This is a genomic window from Pyrococcus kukulkanii (assembly GCF_041647995.1).
Taxonomy (GTDB): Archaea; Methanobacteriota_B; Thermococci; order Thermococcales; family Thermococcaceae; genus Pyrococcus.
This window is the reverse complement of sequence record NZ_JARRIB010000001.1, coordinates 187,720-206,470: the sequence shown is the minus strand read 5'-3', so window position 1 is coordinate 206,470 and position 18,751 is coordinate 187,720. Positions and strand designations below refer to the sequence as shown.

Below are 18,751 nucleotides of genomic sequence, written 5' to 3'. Positions count from 1 at the left end.
GGGCCATGCCAACAACTGAGGAGTTAATAGCGAGGATAAATAAAACACTGGATGACATAGCAATTGATACTCCAGGATTATTTGATGATTTTGATATTCCAAAACTATTTTTCATATTTAAGAATAGGCTAGAAGTTTTGAAAGATCTAGAAGAAGAGCTGGAGCGGAGGGTTGGAGAACTGGGTCCTGCTCCGATATTTAAAGACAAAAGATCGAGAGATCCACATCTATCTTGGATATACAGAAAGAGGCATTATAGATCGCTAACCCTCGAAAGGTTAAGGGCCGCGATAACTGCCCATAAGATGGCCCTAGCTATTCTTGATGCGAACTACCTATTGAGGAAAGGGAGAACTGAAGTCCCTCCAGATGCCTTGAAAAAGACCGATCTTCAGAAAGTGAAAGTAGTTGAAAAGCCTGTAAGGCTTGGAAGGGTTGATATACTTCCATACTTAGCTTACTCAGGTGATGTTCTCAGACTGTTAGGGCAGAGGGGCATTGAGGTAAGGGAGCATTTCAAGTTGATAAAGAGTAAGCTCAGGGAAGAGGGTACGGTAAGGAAGGAGAAATTTAGGATAGAGGTTGAGTACTGGGAGGATGGAAAGCTAAAAAAGGAAAAGCTTGACTTGCCGGTGGATGCTGACATAGAGGGAGAGCTAAGGAAGAGGTTTGGGAAAAGGTTTAGGTGGAGAGTTTTGAGCTATGTAAAGACAATTGGCGTTTTAATAAACAACCACTACACCGTTGATAACCTTGCCCTTGCCTACTCGACCCTAAACCCAAAAGATGGTGTTAGATTATTGGCTCTTGACATTTTCAGGTACTACTTCTTAACATCGGAGAAGGAGAGGGAGAACATCTCCATATATCCTGGGATAAGGTCATGTATAGACTGTCACTATTCCTTGTTTGATATCCCATTTAAAGAAAGGGCCGATTTCAAAGTGGGCTTTGGGAGCTTACTCCTGATAAGGAAGTGCGAAATAGAGAAGATGCTCGTTAAGAAGAGGAGTGACATAACCAGATTACCTAATTATGTCTTAGGCGGGGTAATATTATACGGTATCTCAAGCTTTACAGAGGAGGAAGTTGCAAATCTCCTTGAAATAGACATTGATGAGCTTAGGGAGGGAATTAGGAAGTTCGTGGTTTCAGGCCTTCATAAAGTTGTATTCTCCGATGTGAGCAAGTTTGAGAAGTTTATGCCAAAGAGCGAGAAGGCGAAGAAGTTCCTTGAGCTTCTCCAGGGGTGAGATTTTATGAGAGTTGAGATAACAGCTCGAAACGTGAGGGAGTTGTTGAGGAAGATTGATGAGAGCCTAAACGAAGATGTGACTGAAGTTTACATTAACTTAAGACCCACAAAAGAGGTTGTAGTTAGAATCCTTGAGAACGCCCCAAACGTTAAGGTGATAGGATGTCCTCCTAGTCTCTACCCAAAGGTGTCTAAGAAGGTAATCAACGCTCTTGAAAGGATGGGAATAAGGGTCGTTCCAATAGCCAAGGGGAGAGGCAGGCCCAGGAAGTACTCGGAGAAGACGGTAAGTTTAATTCAGGAAATGCTCCACAGGGGCAAAAGCCCAAGGGAAATAAGCAGAACCTTGGGGATACCTCTGAGGACCCTGTACTACCTTATCTCCTTGTACAATTTAAGGCCGTTAGTAGTTGATGATGAGAAGGATTAAATGTTATAAATGTAATGGGGAGATGGAAACTAGGTGTTTAATTTGAGTGAGAGAGGAAGAAGTATAATAACGCTGTCAATTTTTATCGTTTTTACAGGTCTTCTAACGGCCCTCTATTATGGAAGGGTGGATCACATATGCAGATGCTCAGTTGCGTTGTTTGGTCTCTCAATTCCCCTTTGGTTGCCCAAGGTCTATACGCCTAGAGGGATTTTTAAAAAGCTTTTGACCCCTCTGTACGATACTGAAGTTATGGCTCTCTTAGGAGTTTTTATAGCGGTTCACGTTTCTTTAGTCAACGTTCCCTTCACGACGATTGATTTATTCCACAAGGAGTGGAGAAATGCTGACATGATAAGTCACTTCCTCGGGGGTTTGGTTCTCTGGCTCATAATTGCAAGGGTTCTGGTGGAGTTTAATCTTTCTTGGCGGGAAGTTTTAAGTTACTCTATAGTTGCGTTCTACATTTTGGCAATTGGCTGGGAGGTTGCCGAGAAGATAAGTGAGTCAGAGATATCCTTCATTACCGAGACCCTAGGCAACAAAATCAGGGATCTAGTTATGGACTCCATGGGAATGATAATTGGAATAAAAATAAGAAAAAAGCTCACTTCTTTCCGGCGATCTTAACGTTTTCGAACTTTATGTATGGGGTTATCACCGTGTACATTGCTGGTAGTGCTCTTTGCTCTTTGCTAACTTCTGTGGCCTGCTTCAAGAGCTCGTAAATGTTTCCGGCAATAAGGAAAACGCTTGATCCAACTATTTCTCCATCCTCTATTAGGTAAGCTGGATTTGCAGTCACGGCAAAGTTACCATTGTCTGGATTGCTTGAGTGTGCACCCTGAACACCATCGACGAAGTAGCCGTGCTTAATTTCCCCAATTATATCCTCAAGTGACCTCTTGCCCTTTTCAATGACGACCGTGTTGAGCCCTATGCTGACACCTCCTCCTCTCCAGTCCCTTTGCCCGTGCCCCGTGCTTTCCGTACCGTAGACCTTCGCCCAGTAGTTGTCCCACACGAACCCCTTGAATACCCCTTTCTCTATGAGCATCGTCTTTCTCGTTGGAACACCCTCACCATCAAACACGGCCTTAGCTATGCTCAGTTCATGGAATGTGTCATCGTACATCGTTATAACTTCACTCGCGATGCTCTCCCCAACCTTATCAGCTAGTGGTGTAGTCTTCTTTACCAACCTTTCACCGCTGAAGGCCGGGAAGAGTGCGTAAAATAACAACCCTGACGTTGCCCAGGGGCCGAAGATTATTGGTACTTCCTCGTTCTTTGCTTCCTTGACCTTATAGGCCCACTGAACCTTTTGCACGCCTTTCTCAACTACCCCTTCAACGTCCAAGTTAAGGTTATCTTTAGCGTCAAACTCGAATATACCTGGGGTAACTACACCCTCCTTTTTTCCAACGAACTCGAAGAACAGATGTGATTGACCGAGCTCTTGAGTTACGCTTATTCCCTGGGAGTTGTAAATTCCGACCTCAACCCAAGAAGCTCCCGCGGATCCTCCGGCCACTGTTATGTGCTCATCTTTCTCTCTAGCTAGCTTTATTCCTTCGAGGACGAAGTTAACGAGCTTATCTGGTGAGACCTCCTTTAGCTCTTCGTTAACCTTTGGTTTTTCCCTATACTTTCCTGGGCTTGGGAGGGAGTGCCACTTTTCATCGGGGTTGTTAAGCTTGGCCATCTTTGCTGCTGATTCTATGGCCCTCTTCACTTCTTCCTCATCGGCGGTGTCTATTATGGCGATTCCGATCCTCTTATCCTTAATTCCCCTGATTATCGTGACGACATTCGTTCTTGTTGAGGCTATCGATATTTCGTTCAGCTCAACCTCGACGCTTACGTCCCTTCCCCTCTGCACGACTATCTCAAGTTCGTCAAAAAACTTCTCACCGTACTTAATCAGCTCCTCCATCTCCATCACCCGATGAGAATTCCTCCATCGAACCTCATGTGGGGTCCGCCTGAGCTAACAAATGCCGTCTGTCCCTTTCCACAGAATCCGACCTCAAGCCCGAAGTCCTTACCTACTGCCGTTATCTTCTTCAGGGCCTCAATTGCAACTCCCGTGATTGAAGTATCCCTTATCGGCTCTGCAATCTCTCCGTTCCTTATCACATAACCTTCCTGAATTCCCACCTGGAATGCTGAGTTGAGCTGGGCCTGTCCTCCCCTGAAGTCTACAACGTAGTAACCGAACTTGATGTCCTCTATCATCTCCTCAAATGACCAGTCCCCAGGCTCAAAGATCGTGTTCCTCATCCTTATTATCGGTGGATACCTGTAGTCCTGGGCCCTTGCATGGCCGTTTGGCTCCATGTCCCATTTTGCAGCGTACTCCCTGTTCAGCATTATCTCCTTCAGTATTCCGTTCTCTATTATATGGATGTCCTTAACTGGCACTCCCTCATCGTCGTACTTGTCATTTCCAAAGCCTCCCTCAACGTAGCGTTCGCTCATCGTTACGAACTCTGGAGCAATCTGCTTGCCCATGAGATCTTTGAATGGTGAGTTTATAGTGAGGTCAGCCTCAGCTAGGTGGCCGAGTGCTTCATGGGCTATAACCCCGACGACTATCGGGCCAGCAACTATTGGCCACTCTCCCCTCTTGGGGGCAACTCCCTCAAGCTGAGAGTGTAGTTTCCTCAAAAGCCTGTCCTTTACCTTTTCATTTGGTTCCTTCTCCGTCATTAGCTCCCAGCCGTAGTCAACGGCCCCGATGCTATCCCTTGCCATAGCCAATCTTCCCTCTTCCTTTCCGGTAACGTAGACTCCTTGGTAGAGGTAGTTGTAGTCCCACTCTATTCTTGTTCCCTCGTTGGTTAGGAGTATCTTCTGGCCTCCTCCATCCTCGTACCTTATGTTAACGCTCTTTACTGCCTCATCTTCCTTGAGGAGCTTCTCAAGCTCCCTGAGGTGGCTAACTTTTTCTTCTATGTCGACTTCCCTGGGCTTGACTTTCATCCTGCTCTTAACGTAGTCCTCCACGGGCTTTATCTCTGCAAGCTTTATCTTCTCCTTCTTTGTTTCTGCCGCGGCCTTTGCAAGTTTATATGCCTCCTTAATTGCTTCCTCTAGCCTGCCTAGATCACTCGTGGAAGAGAAGCCCCAGGCTCCATTTGCGAGAACCCTAATGGCAACGCCCCTGGTTAGCTTTTCAGTAAAGCTCACGAAAACTCCATCTTTAAGGTTCAGCGTTGTTTTCTTGAGGTTCTCGTATCTCAGCTCGATGTACTCTGCTTTAATATTTTCCTCGGCCCAGCGAAGGGCTTTTTCCAAGGCCTCCATAAGAACCACCATTGACGTTTGTACAGTAATGTATACTAAGTTGTGTATAAAAGTCTTTTGAACATTTCGATATTGATCGAAGATAATTACTACTTAAAAAAGTCTTCTATTAAAATTTGCAATATCTTGATAATTTTCAAGAGAAAAGGTTATATATTATAAAATCCATGAAATTAATTGCAAGAACATTATGGGGAGGACATATGAGGAAGGCAATTTTAGGGGGTATAGTGGCCCTTCTCCTTGTTGGAGCGTACGCCTCTTATGTCGTAAGTTATCCTAAGTATCCAAAGGTTGAAGGCTGTGTAAACCCATTTGCTGTAGTGAAGCCAGTAAGTAGAGTTCAGGAAAATTGGTCAAGGGTTCATGTATTCTTCAAACTTGTGACCAGTAGGGATTTTTGGAAGTTGGCTAAACCTTGGAACGTTGACTACTCTCATGTAAAGGTCGTTAAGCATACTCTCAAGTACAAGGGCGAGAATATAACAATGCTTGCCATGGGCATTCCATTAAGGGATAGAAAGCATGTAGCAGTGCTTTATGAATTTTCAGATCCTGTTAGAGGTATAAAGACTGAAGGTTTTCTCATTAAAATGGTTGACAACGTAACTGCAAAGACTATAGCGGTGACGACGAATGAAGTTGTTAGCACTACTGATACCTGTCCCCATGAATGTAATTCAGATTTCGACTGTCCGATTACTCACTATTGTCATAAATTCTGCTGTAAAGTTGATACCGAAAAGGCAGCTCAATGTTGCTCGTGGTGCATATTTACATGTGTGAATCCTTTCCTTTGTATAGTGTGCCTTGAAGTCGAATGTCCATGGTGTGTTCAGAATAATTGCTTGGAATTTGGTTCAGAATGTAAAGGAGGATGGGTTCCTGGGCCATAGGGGGGTTAGGAATGGTAGGCACTAAAAGGAAGAATTTTAATTTCTATCTCCCTTTAATTTTTACCATACTACTTACTTTTTTGGCGGTTAAAAAAAGTAGCAACGTACTTGTTTTAGTGTTATTAGCCATCCTAGTTTCTTTTGTAATGTGGAGCATAATATGGCTGATTTGGAGAAAAATTTCAAATGTCTTTGTCTCTTATATGTTCGGTTTACTCATCTTTGTAACGTTTGTCATTTGCTATGGAACCCTAGTTGGGAAGGTTAGTCTTCGGGATATAACTATAATTATAGTTTTGGGTGCTACAACTCTAGCCTTTGAACTCTGGCGATATTCGGGATCTTAGGGTGGGAGGAAATGAGAGGGAGGAAATTTGCTCTTGGAACTTTAGCTTTTGTTTTCATTCTCTTATTTACTGGATACAGTGGAATTGTTACTGGAGAGTTTGAAAAGAATCCTATTCTCAATAGTTGGAAAGGGACTCATAATAGCTTCTTCTGTTTTGTTAGCTCCATTTTTGATATCTTTTGCCTTATGGAAACAAAATAAGATAACTCTTGGAATTTTATTGGCGGTTCTGGTAGAGTTTATATGGGCTAGTGTCTCGTATCTGCTGGGGTATGTTCAATATTCAAGGATGTATATAGAGGCGGCTGTGATTGGAGCTTTCTTTGTTTTGATGCTTCTCATATTAGGTAAACAAAAAATAGGGAACACAATTTAGGATGAAAAATAAGAGTGTCAAATTTTTTAGTGCTACAGCTTCTGTTATGGGTCCTTAGTTAGAGATTACAATTATAGCCTTGGGTACTATGACTTTGGCATTTAAACTCTGGTAACATTATTTTTAGAGTTAAAGAGCAAAGAGTTTGGGAAATTAATAAATCGAGATCCTCTTAACCCCTTCAAGCTTTGATAACTCATTTATTAGGTCCCCAGGAATTGGCTTCTCGGTGATTATCGTTAGCGTTGCCTCCGGATAGAGTTCAGGATCCTCTGCTATTGCCTGCACGATGTTTATTCCCCTATCCGAGATCTTCTGAGCAACCTTTGCTAGAATTCCAATGGCCCGTGGTTCTGGCTCAATCTCAATAACTCCATAACCCACGTGCTTTCCAACGTACTTCATGTGCACCGTAGGCTCTAGGTTCATATATATCTCCCTAAGCTCTGGGGTCTTAAGGATCATAGCAACGGTTTCCTTGACTACCCTCCTGTCAACGTTTAACGCCTTTGCGATCTTTGTGTATGGAACCTCGATTTCCCCTGCTTTTATCTTCATATCTTCAGAAACCTTTAAGCCATACCTAAGCAAGGTTTTTGCGATGAGTTTCCTAACTGGGTACTCGTCGAAATGATGTTCAATTTTCCCCCACATGCTCCATCACCACCATTAAAGTTCAGCATTCCACTATTGGGTTCATCAGTATTAAAATGTTTCCATGCCCTCAAATATACCTTTGATGATAAAGGATAAAAGCAGTTAGAACGCGGAAGATATATAAAATCTCTTCCTGAGTATCAGTGGGGGGTGAAGAGATGGCGTTTGTACCACCTCAAGCAGGATACGATAGAGCGATCACAGTTTTCAGCCCTGATGGAAGGCTATTCCAAGTAAACTATGCAAGGGAGGCAGTTAAAAGAGGGGCAACGGCTGTTGGGGTTAAATGCAACGAAGGTGTTGTTCTGGCTGTAGAAAAGAGGATAACGAGTAGGTTAATTGAGCCTGAGAGTTATGAAAAGATATTCCAAATTGATGATCACATAGCTGCAGCATCAAGTGGGATAATCGCTGATGCAAGAGTTCTGGTTAATAGGGCAAGGCTTGAGGCTCAAATTCACAGGCTTACTTATGGTGAGCCTGCTCCCCTCTCAGTGATAGTCAAGAAGATATGTGATCTGAAGCAAATGCACACTCAGTACGGTGGGGTAAGACCCTTCGGTGCGGCCCTGCTAATGGCGGGGATTAATGACAGGCCTGAACTTTACGAAACGGATCCCAGTGGTGCATACTTTGCTTGGAAGGCTGTTGCAATTGGAAGTGGTAGGAACACTGCAATGGCAATTTTCGAGGAGAAGTACAGGGACGATATGACGCTTGAAGATGCAATAAAGCTTGCAATTTTAGCCTTAGCTAAGACAATGGAGAACCCAAGCGCTGATAATATTGAAGTTGCCGTAATAACGGTGCAGGACAAGAAATTTAGGAAGCTCTCGAAGGATGAGATCTCAAAGTACTTGGAGGAAGTCATGAAGGAGGTTGAGGAGGAAGAGGTTAAGGAGAAAGAGGAGGACTACTCCGAACTTGACAGCCACTATTAACCTTATTTCTCTTTTTTGGGGTGGTGCCTATGCCGATTAGTGTTGATAAGGCTGTGATTGCCAGGTTGAAAGTTCACGGCGAGACTTTTGAAATCCTGGTCGATCCTTATCTGGCTAGAGACTTCAAAGAGGGCAAGGATGTTCCAATTGAGGAAATCCTTGCAACACCCTATGTTTTTAAGGATGCTCACAAGGGAGATAAGGCAAGCGAGCATGAGATGGAGAAGATCTTTGGCACAAGTGATCCGTATGAAGTTGCGAAGATCATCTTGAGAAAGGGCGAAGTTCAGCTAACCGCCCAGCAGAGGAGACAGATGTTAGAGGAGAAGAAGAAGCAGATAGCAACGATAATCCATAGACATGCTGTAGACCCAAGGACCGGCTATCCTCACCCAGTTGATAGGATATTGAAAGCCATGGAGGATGTTGGCGTCAGGGTTGATATCTTCAAGGATGCTGAGGCCCAAGTTCAGGACGTCATAAAAGCATTGAGAAGGGTTCTTCCACTGAAGATTGAAGTTAAGATAATAGCCGTAAAAATCCCAGGGGAGTACGCAGGAAGGGCCTATGGTGAGGTAAGGAAGTTTGGAAAGATAAAGAGAGAAGAATGGGGAAGTGATGGCTCTTGGATGTTCCTAATTGAGATCCCTGGTGGGGTTGAGGAGGAGTTTTATGAAAAGCTGAACGCCCTCACAAAGGGTAACGTCCAAACTAAACTTATAGAGAGGAAGGGCTTATGAAGAGGATATTCGTTCAAAATAGGGAATTAGTTGTTCCAGGAACCTTATTAGCTCAGGGTCCGTATAAGAATGGAAGGGGAACATTTAGGGAAGGTTCGCGGATTTACTCCACTGTTATAGGCCTTGTTGACATCAAGGGAAATACCATTAGGGTTATCCCACTTGAAGGCCCATATATTCCTGAAGTTGGAGACAACGTTATCGGAAAGATAGTTGACGTCAAGTTTTCAAGCTGGGTTGTTGATATAGGAGCCCCTTACCCTGCAACGCTTAAGATACAGGACTATACCGATGAGAAGATTGACCTCATAAGGACGGATCTAAGGAAATTCTTCGATATTGGCGATATAATTTATGCAAAGGTCAAGGCGATAAATGAGGTCAATAACATTGACCTGAGTACAAAGGGAATGCCGTTTAATGGTGGACCCCTTAGAGGTGGTCAAATAGTAAAAGTAACCCCTTCAAAAGTTCCTAGGGTCATAGGAAAGGGTGGCTCGATGATAAACATGATAAAGAAGCTCACCATGAGCAGAATAATAGTAGGACAGAACGGTTGGATATGGGTTAACAGTAAGAATGATGCCCTTGAAAAGCTTGCTATCGAAGCGATACTGAAAATAGATAGGGAGAGCCACACAAGGGGGCTGACTGACAGAATAAAGACCCTTCTTCTGTCAAGACTAAAGGAGCTTAAGGAGCAGGGGGTTATTGAGGAGATTCCTAAGCTTGAAGAGCAGGAAGGGGAGAAGGTGGGGGAAGATGATGGAGAAACCTGAGGGTATCAAGCTTATTGATGAAAACGGTAGAAGAATTGACGGGAGGAAGAAGTACGAGCTAAGGCCGATAAAGATTAAGGTTGGTGTCCTGAAGAATGCTAATGGCTCCGCGTATATTGAGTGGGGTAAAAACAAGATAATAGCTGCCGTCTATGGGCCCAGAGAAATACACCCAAAGCACCTCCAGAGACCCGATAGAGCCATTCTGAGGGTTCGTTACAACATGGCTCCTTTCAGCGTTGAAGAGAGAAAGAAGCCCGGACCGGACAGGAGGAGTATAGAGATAAGCAAAGTAATAAAGGGTGCACTTGAGCCTGCTTTGATTCTAGAGATGTTCCCCAGGACTGCAATAGATGTCTTCATAGAGGTTCTTCAAGCGGATGCTGGAACTAGAGTTGCTGGAATTACCGCGGCATCTCTAGCGTTGGCTGATGCGGGGATTCCAATGAGGGACTTAGTTGCGGCATGTGCCGCTGGAAAAATTGAGGGTCAAATAGTCCTCGATCTGAATAAGGAAGAGGATAACTATGGAGAGGCAGACGTTCCCGTTGCAATAATGCCGCTCAAGAACGACATAACTCTCCTTCAAATGGACGGTTATTTAACTAAGGACGAGTTTATTGAGGCGGTTAAACTTGCTATAAAGGGAGCAAAGGCTGTTTACCAGAAGCAGAGAGAGGCTCTGAAAGAAAAATATGTTAAAATAGCTCAGGAGGTTGAAGGAAGTGAGTGATAACGAGATCATAGCTGGTATAATGAGAGACCACATCATTAACTTGCTTAAGGAAGGAAAAAGAATTGATGACAGGGGGTTCGAAGACTACAGGCCAATTGAAATTGAAGTAGGCTTGATTGAAAAGGCTGAGGGATCCGCCTTAGTCAAGTTGGGGAGCACCCAGGTTTTAGTAGGAATAAAGACGAGCCTTGGCGAGCCCTTCCCCGACACTCCCAATATGGGTGTAATGACTACTAACGTTGAGCTTGTTCCATTAGCCTCACCAACGTTTGAGCCTGGTCCCCCCGATGAGAGGGCTATAGAGCTAGCTAGAGTTGTTGATAGGGGCATTAGGGAGAGCAAGGCACTTAATCTGGAGAAAATGGTTATAATACCTGGCAAGACAGTTAGGGTTGTTTTTATAGATGTCCACGTCCTTGACCATGACGGGAATCTAATGGATGCAATAGGCATTGCCGCAATAGCTGCTTTAATGAATGCCAAGGTTCCAAAAGTTATATATAATGAAGAAACTGGGGAGGTAGAGATTCTTGAAGACAAGGAACCTTTGCCCGTAGAGAAAATACCTATTCCAGTAACTTTTGCAAAAATAGGGGGTGTTCTTGTAGTTGACCCAAATTTAGAAGAGGAACAGGTCATGGATGGCAAGTTGACAATAACCACTGATGAAACCGGCCACATATCTGCAGTTCAAAAAAGTGAGGGTGGGGCTTTTAAGTTAGAGGAAGTTATGTACGCTGTTGAAACAGCCTTTAAAAAGGCTGAATATATAAGAAAACTTGTCATTGAGGCCGTGGAGAAAGGACATGCAAAAGGGTAAATTTTATAAACTAATCTTCTTCCCTTTATTTCGGCCTCAAGCCCCGGTAGCCTAGCCTGGTGGGGCGGGGGACTTGTAATCCCCAGGTCGCGGGTTCAAATCCCGCCCGGGGCTCCAGCGGGGCCGTAGGGTAGCTTGGTCCATCCTGCGGGCTTTGGGAGCCCGTGACCCGGGTTCAAATCCCGGCGGCCCCACCATTTTTATAATTCTTAAAACTTTTTATAAGGGGATTAATATCGAGTTTTCTGGTGGTGGAAAATGTACTTTGAACACTTTCCATCATTTGGCGGATATATATTTGGCATGATTTTGTATTTCTCTCTCATTCCAGCGGCATTTTTGATAACATTAAGGGCTAAGTGGGACTATATCATAAAGAAATACTGGAGAGATGTTGCACGTGGTTTTATAATAATGGCAATCGTGACCCTCCCAATAACAGCATTGCTTCAATTTAAGATAACAAGTGATTATCTGTACGTTTACTCCCTTACCAAAACAAAAACGTGCTTGACGGCTGGTTGTCTAATAGAAAGTATGGAAGAGAATGAATATTACAAATTCAACGTAACTGCAATTAAAAAATTTGGAATGCCAAAAATAGGCCCCATGGTTGCGTTTAGACTTACCGATAAAAAGTTTAACAAGCTCAAATTTAAGTATGATGTCGTTAATGCGGTTGTCATAACAAGGAGCCTCTTCCCCTTGCCTATAACTGAGGTGTGGAGCTATGAGGTTGATCCTAAGGATAGCCACAAAATAATTGGATTAAGGAAGTTTTACATAATTTACCCCGCTCATCCAGGTTCTGTCCTTTCTAAGGCATATGATTTTGAATTTACAATGTTCCTCTGGGATATAGGGGGTGGTTTTGCTTAACCGAAAACCTTATATATACTCTTTATTCGAGCATTTTTCGGCGGGTGCCCCGGTGGCTCAGCCTGGTAGAGCGGCCGCTTGGTAAGCGGCAGGTCCCGGGTTCAAAGCCCGGCCGGGGCTCCACCTTCTAATAAGCTTTTCGCAATGGATATAAAATCTTAGTAAAGCTTATATATCAGAACCTAAAGGCGGAGTGTGGATGACATTTGTAAAAACTTCTGGGGGGCAATTCTCCGTGGCGGGGAAGAAAGAATTTAATATATTTGATCATGTGTTAGTGCCCGAACATAGAGTGCTCAGTGAGGAAGAGAAGAAGGCCCTATTTGAAAAGTACAAGATAACCCCTGCTCAGCTACCCCAAATTAAGGCTAGCGATCCAGCTGTCAAAGCTCTTGGAGCGAAGCCTGGAGATGTTATTGAAATCAAGAGGAAGAGTCCGACGGCTGGGGTTTACTATTATTATAGGATAGTGGTTGAAGATTAAAGCTTCTTGAGGTGAGAATATGAGAGGCCCGACGGTTGTAGAGGTTACTCCCGACGATCTTTGGATTGTTATGGAGAGCTACTGGCAGGAGAAAGGTCTTGTAAGGCAGCACCTCGATTCTTACAATGCCTTCATTGAGAGAGGTCTTCAGGAAGTTGTTAACGAGTTCGGTGGAATAAAGCCAGATATTCCAGATTTTGAGGTAAAATTTGGAAAGATCCGGGTTGGTCAGCCTGAGTTCCAGGAGCCACACGGCCAGAGGAAACCCCTATATCCAATGGACGCCAGGATAAGAAACCTTACGTATTCTGCCCCGCTTTACCTTGAAATGATTCCAGTGATAAGGGGAATAGAGCAGGAGCCCGTTGAGGTCAGGATAGGTGAGCTTCCAATAATGCTTAAGTCTAAGGTCTGTAGGCTTTATGGCCTAAGCGATGAAGAACTTATTAAGCTCGGTGAGGATCCCAAGGATCCTGGAGGTTACTTCATAATTAACGGTTCTGAGAGGGTTATAGTCTCTATTGAGGATATAGCTCCCAACAGGACACTCGTTGAGAGAGATGAGAGGCAGGAGAGGTACGTAGCAAAGGTTTTCTCATACAGGCACGGGTATAGAGCGTTGATCACCGTAGAGAGGAAGAAGGATGGAATTCTCTATGTTGGGATTCCAAACGTCCCCAAGCCGATAAAATTTGTCTACGTCATGAGGGCTCTTGGTCTCGAGAGAGATAAGGACATCGTCGATGCCGTGGGCAACGATCCCGAGGTTCAGCAAATTCTCTTCGACAACTTAGAGGACGCAAGTGATATAACAACCCAGCAGGAGGCCCTTGAGTACATAGGAAAGCTGGTTGCCCCAGGACAGGCTAGGGAGTACAGGCTGAAGAGGGCCGAATACGTCATAGACAACAATCTCCTACCTCACATGGGTGTAAACCCAGAGGACAGGATCAGGAAGGCCTACTACCTCGGAATGATGGCCCTTAAGGTTATCGAACTTTCCCTGGGTAGGAGAGATGAGGATGATAAAGATCACTACGCCAACAAGAGGCTCAGGCTCGCCGGTGACCTACTCAAAGATTTATTCAGGGTTGCATTTGGCCAGCTGGTTAAAGATATTCAGTACCAGATGACGAAGACTTACCAGAGAAAAGGTGAGAAGTACACCTTTGGCAACATCCACAGGTTCATAAGGAATTCTATTAGACCTGATGTTCTCACGGAGAGAATCGAGCACGCCCTAGCAACTGGTGCATGGCCGGGTGGAAGAACTGGTGTCAGCCAGCTCCTTGACAGAACAAATTATGTTTCGACCCTCTCCCACCTAAGAAGGGTTACCTCACCACTCGACAGGGAGCAACCACACTTCGAGGCTAGAGATCTCCACGGAACTCATTGGGGAAGAATTTGTCCGACTGAAACGCCAGAAGGTCCAAACTGTGGTCTCGTTAAGAACTTGGCCTTAATGTCCCAGATTACTACCGCAGTTCCTGAGGAAGAAGTTAGAGAGTACTTAATGTCCCTGGGCATAGTTCCAATAGAGGTTAGAAGGCCAAGCCCTGAGTTATGGAGAGTTTACCTTAATGGTGTCCTCATAGGGACGGTTGAAGATGGAAAGGCCTTAGCCGAGAGGATTAGGACTGATAGGAGAAGTGGGAAGATAAGTGACGTTATTAACGTTGCCTACTACGAGGATGTCAAGGAGGTTTACGTTAACAGCGATGATGGTAGGGTCAGGAGACCTCTCATAATCGTTGAAAACGGAAAGCCAAAGTTGACGAAGGAGCACGTTCAGGCTGTAAAAGAGGGCAGGCTCAAGTGGAGCGACCTCATAAGGATGGGCGTAATCGAGTACCTCGACGCTGAAGAAGAAGAGAATGCTTACGTTGCAATGTGGCCTTGGGAAGTCACTAAAGAGCACACTCACCTCGAGCTGATGCCCGCCGCGATCCTTGGCCTGCCAGCTTCACTAGTCCCTTACCCAGAGCACAACGCAGCTCCGAGAAACACTTATGGGGCCGGTATGGCAAAGCAGAGCCTTGGTCTTGGCTGGGCTAACTTCAGAATCAGGGTTGATACGAGAGGTCATCTCCTCCACTACCCTCAGGTTCCTCTCGTTGACTCAAGGATAATGAAGGCCGTAGGTTACGAGGACAGGCCCGCAGGTCAGAACTTCGTCGTTGCCGTTCTTGCTTACCAAGGTTACAACATGGAGGATGCTATTATCATAAATAAGGCCTCCATAGAGAGAGGTCTTGCTAGATCAACTTTCTTCAGAACTTACGAAGCTGAGGAGAAGAAGTACCTCGGTGGTCAAACGGATAAGTTCGAGATCCCAGCCCCGACGGTTAGGGGCTATAGGGGAGAGAAGTACTACAGGCACCTTGACGAAGACGGTCTCATATTCCCAGAGTCAAAGGTTGAGGGCAAGGACGTCCTAATTGGAAGGACTTCACCGCCAAGGTTCCTTGAGGAGAGGGGCCTTGGTAGTGTAGCTTTGCAGGAGAGGAGGGAGACTAGCGTGGCTGTAAGACCAAGCGAGAAAGGTGTTGTTGACAAAGTTATAATCACGGAGACCGGAGATGGTACTAAGCTCGTAAAGGTCACCGTGAGGGACTTAAGAATTCCTGAACTCGGTGACAAGTTCGCTTCAAGGCATGGCCAGAAGGGTGTTATCGGTCTAATCGTTCCCCAGGAAGACATGCCTTGGACCGAGAGCGGAATAGTACCAGATCTAATTGTAAACCCACACGGTATACCATCGAGAATGACCGTCGGCCAGCTGATTGAGGCAATAGGTGGAAAGGTAGCTTCACTCAAGGGAAGAAGGGTTGATGGCACGGCCTTCATTGGGGAGCCTGAGGAGAAGCTCAGGAAAGAGCTCGAGGAGCTCGGCTTCAAGCACACGGGCAGGGAGATAATGTACGACGGTATAACGGGGAGGAGGCTTGAGGCTGACATATTTGTAGGAGTGATATACTACCAGAGACTCCATCACATGGTTGCCGATAAGATACATGCGCGTTCAAGAGGTCCTGTGCAGGTTCTCACCAAGCAGCCAACAGAGGGTAGGGCTAGGGAAGGTGGCCTCAGATTCGGTGAGATGGAGCGTGACGTCCTCGTTGGCCACGGTGCGGCAATGTTATTGATAGAGAGGCTACTCGAGGAGAGCGATAAGACTGAGGTGTGGGTCTGTGAGAACTGTGGTCACATAGCGATAGAGGACAAGAGAAGGCACAAGGTCTACTGTCCAGTGTGTGGAGAGGAGGAGAGGATTAGTAAGGTTGAGATGAGCTATGCGTTTAAGTTGTTGTTGGATGAGCTGAAGGCCATGGTGATTAGGCCCAAGTTAAACCTCACGGAGAGGGTGTGAGCCATGCAGTCAGTTAAGAAGGTTATTGGGAGTATTGAGTTTGGCATCCTCTCACCCCAGGAAATCAGAAAGATGAGCGCCGTTGAGGTTACAGTGCCAGATACTTACGATGACGATGGTTATCCCATTGAAGGCGGTGTAATGGACAAAAGGATGGGGGTTATTGACCCGGGACTTAGATGTGAGACCTGTGGTGCCAGGGCTGGAGAGTGTCCCGGTCACTTTGGGCACATAGAGCTTGCCAGACCCGTCATCCACGTTGGATTCGCAAAGACCATACACAGGATCCTCGAGAGCACATGTAGGGAATGTGGAAGGATAAAGCTCACCGATGAGGAAATTGAGGAATACATGAAGAAGCTTGAGTTAGCTAAGAACAGGAGGAGCGAGGTAAACAAGATACTCAAGGAGATTCACAAGAAGGCAAAGGAGAGGATGATCTGTCCACACTGTGGTGCTCCCCAGTTCCCTATTAAGTTTGAGAAGCCAACAATCTACTGGGAGATAAGAAAGGATGAGCAGGGCAACGAGTACAAGCACAGGATGATGCCAACTGAAGTCAGGGATAGGCTTGAGAAGATTCCAGACAAGGATCTTCCACTTCTCGGCTTACATCCCGAGAAGTCAAGACCGGAATGGATGGTTCTCACGGTTCTTCCAGTTCCTCCAGTTACTGCCAGACCCTCAATTACACTTGAAACCGGTATTAGGGCAGAGGATGACCTTACCCACAAGCTTGTCGATATAATTAGGATTAACAACAGGCTCAAGCAGAATATTGAAGCTGGAGCTCCCCAGCTCATTATCGAGGATCTTTGGGATCTTCTCCAGTATCACGTCACTACTTACATAAACAATGAAACCTCAGGAATTCCCCCGGCAAAGCACAAGAGCGGTAGGCCTCTCAAGACCCTTGCCCAGCGTCTTAAGGGTAAGGAGGGGAGATTCAGGGGTAACTTGAGCGGTAAGAGAGTTAACTTCTCAGCGAGAACCGTTATAAGCCCAGATCCAATGATAAGCATCAACGAAGTTGGAGTTCCAATCCAGATAGCCATGGAGCTTACAGTTCCCGAGAAAGTAACGGAGTTTAACATTGAAAAGCTTAGGAAGATGGTTCTCAACGGGCCGGATAAGTATCCTGGGGCCAACTACGTTATCGATCCCGATGGAAAGAGGATTAGGATAATGGAGAGCAACAGGGAGTTCCTTGCAGAGAGGCTCGACATAGGCTGGACCGTGGAGAGGCATCTTCTCGATGGTGACATAGTCCTCTTCAATAGACAGCCCTCCCTCCATAGGATGAGCATAATGGCTCATCGCGTTAGGGTCATGCCCTACAAGACGTTCAGGCTTAACTTGGCAGTTTGTCCACCCTATAATGCTGACTTCGACGGAGATGAGATGAACCTTCACGTTCCACAAACTGAGGAAGCTCAGGCCGAAGCTAGGATTTTGATGGAGGTTCAGAACCACATCCTCTCGCCGAGATACGGAGGGCCCATCATAGGTGGAATCCAGGATCACATTTCAGGTGGATACCTGCTAACCAGAGAAGGGGCGTACTTCACGAGGGAAGAAGTTGAACAGATGTTGATGTTTGCCGGCGTTGACATTAAGGAACTCCCCGAGCCCGATAAATATGAAAACGGTAAACCATTGTGGAGTGGAAAGACGATATTCTCTCTGCTACTCCCAGACGACCTGACGGTTTGGTATAGGAACAAGCTCTGCGACGAGCCTGAAAAGTGCGAGGCCTTAGAGAAGCTGATTGAAGAAAAGCTTATGCCGGATCCAGAGGAAGTAAGGAAACTTGCTTACGACGGCTTTGTCTACATCCAGAACGGTAAGCTCCTTAGCGGTGCTATCGACAAGAAGGCCTATGGTAGGGAGGATGGGATAATCCTTGACATCATAGTGAGGGAGTATGGAGTTGAGAGGGCAAGGCAGTTCCTTGATCAGGTTACAAAGCTTGCAATATGGGTGATAACCCATAAGGGCTTCACAACTGGAATTGATGATGAGGACCTTCCAGAGGAGGCTAGGGACAGGATAAGAGAAATAATTAGAGAAGCAGAGGAAAGAGTTCAGAAGTTAATCGAGGCTTATGAGAGGGGAGAGCTTGAGCCTCTCCCAGGAAAGACCCTCGAAGAGACTTTAGAGAGCAAGATCATGGCGGTTCTCGCTGAGGCAAGAGACAATGCCGGTTCAATAGCCGAGAAATACCTTGGTATGGATAACCACACCGTTATCATGGCCAAGACCGGAGCGAGAGGTAAGATACTCAACATAACCCAGATGGCAGCTTTACTCGGCCAGCAGTCAATTAGAGGTAAGAGACTGTACAGAGGGTTCAGAGGAAGGGTTTTAAGTCACTTCAAGCCTGGGGATCTTGGAGCTAGGGCGAGGGGATTCGTGGTCAATTCGTACAAGAGCGGTCTTAGTCCCCAGGAGTACTTCTTCCATGCCATGGGTGGTAGGGAAGGTCTCGTCGATACAGCTGTAAGAACCGCTCAGAGCGGTTACATGCAGAGGAGATTAATCAATGCACTCCAGGATCTCAAAGTTGACTACGATGGCACAGTTAGGGATCCAACGGGAGTCATAGTTCAATTCAAGTACGGTGAAGATGGTGTTGATCCTATGAAGAGCTGGGGCGGAAAGACCGTTGATGTGGATAGGATAATTGTGAGAACCCTCTTGAAAGTTAGAGCTAATGGAAAGAGGTGA

17 protein-coding genes and 3 tRNA genes are annotated in these 18,751 nt (G+C 45.6%); 17 read left to right on the top strand and 3 right to left on the bottom strand.

Translation table 11 applies throughout. From position 1 onward, the window contains the following. The first annotated feature begins 5 nt into the window (after nt 1-5). The 3 genes from P8X24_RS01230 to P8X24_RS01220 are packed head-to-tail and all read left to right on the top strand — an operon-like array spanning nt 6 to nt 2,315. Nucleotides 6-1,253, top strand: coding sequence for a DUF530 family protein (locus tag P8X24_RS01230; RefSeq protein ID WP_372913701.1), 1,248 nt, complete (start codon nt 6-8; stop codon nt 1,251-1,253). 6 nt (nt 1,254-1,259) lie between these two features. Continuing rightward, nucleotides 1,260-1,685, top strand: a complete 426-nt coding sequence (locus P8X24_RS01225) for a DUF1699 family protein (RefSeq protein WP_372913700.1) — start codon at nt 1,260-1,262, stop codon at nt 1,683-1,685. A 42-nt stretch (nt 1,686-1,727) separates the two neighbouring features. Continuing rightward, nucleotides 1,728-2,315, top strand: a complete 588-nt coding sequence (locus tag P8X24_RS01220; protein WP_372913699.1) for a hypothetical protein — start codon at nt 1,728-1,730, stop codon at nt 2,313-2,315. On the opposite strand, the gene P8X24_RS01215 is transcribed toward P8X24_RS01220, so the two are convergent. Beyond that, nucleotides 2,293-3,621: a TldD/PmbA family protein gene (locus P8X24_RS01215; protein ID WP_372913698.1), complete on the bottom strand. Its 1,329-nt coding sequence runs from the start codon at nt 3,619-3,621 to the stop codon at nt 2,293-2,295. The genes P8X24_RS01220 and P8X24_RS01215 overlap by 23 nt on opposite strands. Before the next feature lie 5 nt (nt 3,622-3,626). Continuing rightward, nucleotides 3,627-4,994, bottom strand: coding sequence for a metallopeptidase TldD-related protein (locus P8X24_RS01210; protein WP_372913697.1), 1,368 nt, complete (start codon nt 4,992-4,994; stop codon nt 3,627-3,629). A 203-nt stretch (nt 4,995-5,197) separates the two neighbouring features. On the opposite strand from P8X24_RS01210, the gene P8X24_RS01205 reads away from it, so the two are divergent. Both P8X24_RS01205 and P8X24_RS01200 read left to right on the top strand, forming a co-directional pair. Beyond that, nucleotides 5,198-5,890: a hypothetical protein gene (locus P8X24_RS01205; protein WP_372913696.1), complete on the top strand. Its 693-nt coding sequence runs from the start codon at nt 5,198-5,200 to the stop codon at nt 5,888-5,890. Nucleotides 5,891-6,315: 425 nt separating this feature from the next. Further along, entirely contained in the window at nt 6,316-6,615 is a 300-nt protein-coding gene (locus P8X24_RS01200; protein WP_372913695.1) for a hypothetical protein, read from the top strand. 153 nt (nt 6,616-6,768) lie between these two features. Here the strand turns inward: P8X24_RS01200 and P8X24_RS01195 are convergent, their stop codons facing one another. Next, a complete protein-coding gene (locus P8X24_RS01195) occupies nt 6,769-7,269 on the bottom strand; it encodes an ACT domain-containing protein (RefSeq protein WP_068323741.1) in 501 nt (166 codons plus the stop codon). Nucleotides 7,270-7,430: 161 nt separating this feature from the next. On the opposite strand from P8X24_RS01195, the gene psmA reads away from it, so the two are divergent. The 12 genes from psmA to P8X24_RS01135 all read left to right on the top strand — a co-directional run bounded on the left by psmA (nt 7,431) and on the right by P8X24_RS01135 (nt 18,751). Next, nucleotides 7,431-8,213: an archaeal proteasome endopeptidase complex subunit alpha gene (gene psmA, locus P8X24_RS01190; protein ID WP_372913694.1), complete on the top strand. Its 783-nt coding sequence runs from the start codon at nt 7,431-7,433 to the stop codon at nt 8,211-8,213. 29 nt (nt 8,214-8,242) lie between these two features. Beyond that, nucleotides 8,243-8,953 (top strand): ribosome assembly factor SBDS, encoded by a 711-nt coding sequence (locus P8X24_RS01185; protein ID WP_372913693.1) that lies wholly within the window; start codon nt 8,243-8,245, stop codon nt 8,951-8,953. After that, nucleotides 8,950-9,732 (top strand): exosome complex RNA-binding protein Rrp4, encoded by a 783-nt coding sequence (rrp4, locus tag P8X24_RS01180; RefSeq protein WP_372913692.1) that lies wholly within the window; start codon nt 8,950-8,952, stop codon nt 9,730-9,732. Before P8X24_RS01185 ends, rrp4 begins: the two co-directional genes overlap by 4 nt. Then, entirely contained in the window at nt 9,716-10,465 is a 750-nt protein-coding gene (gene rrp41, locus P8X24_RS01175) for an exosome complex exonuclease Rrp41 (RefSeq protein ID WP_372913691.1), read from the top strand. The genes rrp4 and rrp41 overlap by 17 nt, the downstream gene beginning before the upstream one ends. Further along, a complete protein-coding gene (rrp42, locus tag P8X24_RS01170) occupies nt 10,458-11,288 on the top strand; it encodes an exosome complex protein Rrp42 (RefSeq protein WP_372913690.1) in 831 nt (276 codons plus the stop codon). The genes rrp41 and rrp42 overlap by 8 nt, the downstream gene beginning before the upstream one ends. A gap of 40 nt (nt 11,289-11,328) precedes the next feature. Then, nucleotides 11,329-11,405 (top strand) — tRNA-Thr (locus P8X24_RS01165). 2 nt (nt 11,406-11,407) lie between these two features. Beyond that, nucleotides 11,408-11,485, top strand: a tRNA-Pro gene (locus tag P8X24_RS01160). A gap of 61 nt (nt 11,486-11,546) precedes the next feature. Further along, nucleotides 11,547-12,167 (top strand): hypothetical protein, encoded by a 621-nt coding sequence (locus tag P8X24_RS01155; protein WP_372913689.1) that lies wholly within the window; start codon nt 11,547-11,549, stop codon nt 12,165-12,167. 46 nt (nt 12,168-12,213) lie between these two features. Further along, nucleotides 12,214-12,290: transfer RNA gene (locus P8X24_RS01150), tRNA-Thr, on the top strand. A 112-nt stretch (nt 12,291-12,402) separates the two neighbouring features. Next, nucleotides 12,403-12,651: a DNA-directed RNA polymerase subunit H gene (locus P8X24_RS01145; RefSeq protein ID WP_068324805.1), complete on the top strand. Its 249-nt coding sequence runs from the start codon at nt 12,403-12,405 to the stop codon at nt 12,649-12,651. Between the two features lie 19 nt (nt 12,652-12,670). After that, nucleotides 12,671-16,024, top strand: a complete 3,354-nt coding sequence (locus P8X24_RS01140; RefSeq protein WP_372913688.1) for a DNA-directed RNA polymerase subunit B — start codon at nt 12,671-12,673, stop codon at nt 16,022-16,024. A gap of 3 nt (nt 16,025-16,027) precedes the next feature. Beyond that, on the top strand, nt 16,028-18,751 hold the full coding sequence (locus tag P8X24_RS01135) for a DNA-directed RNA polymerase subunit A' (RefSeq protein ID WP_372913687.1): 2,724 nt from the start codon (nt 16,028-16,030) through the stop codon (nt 18,749-18,751).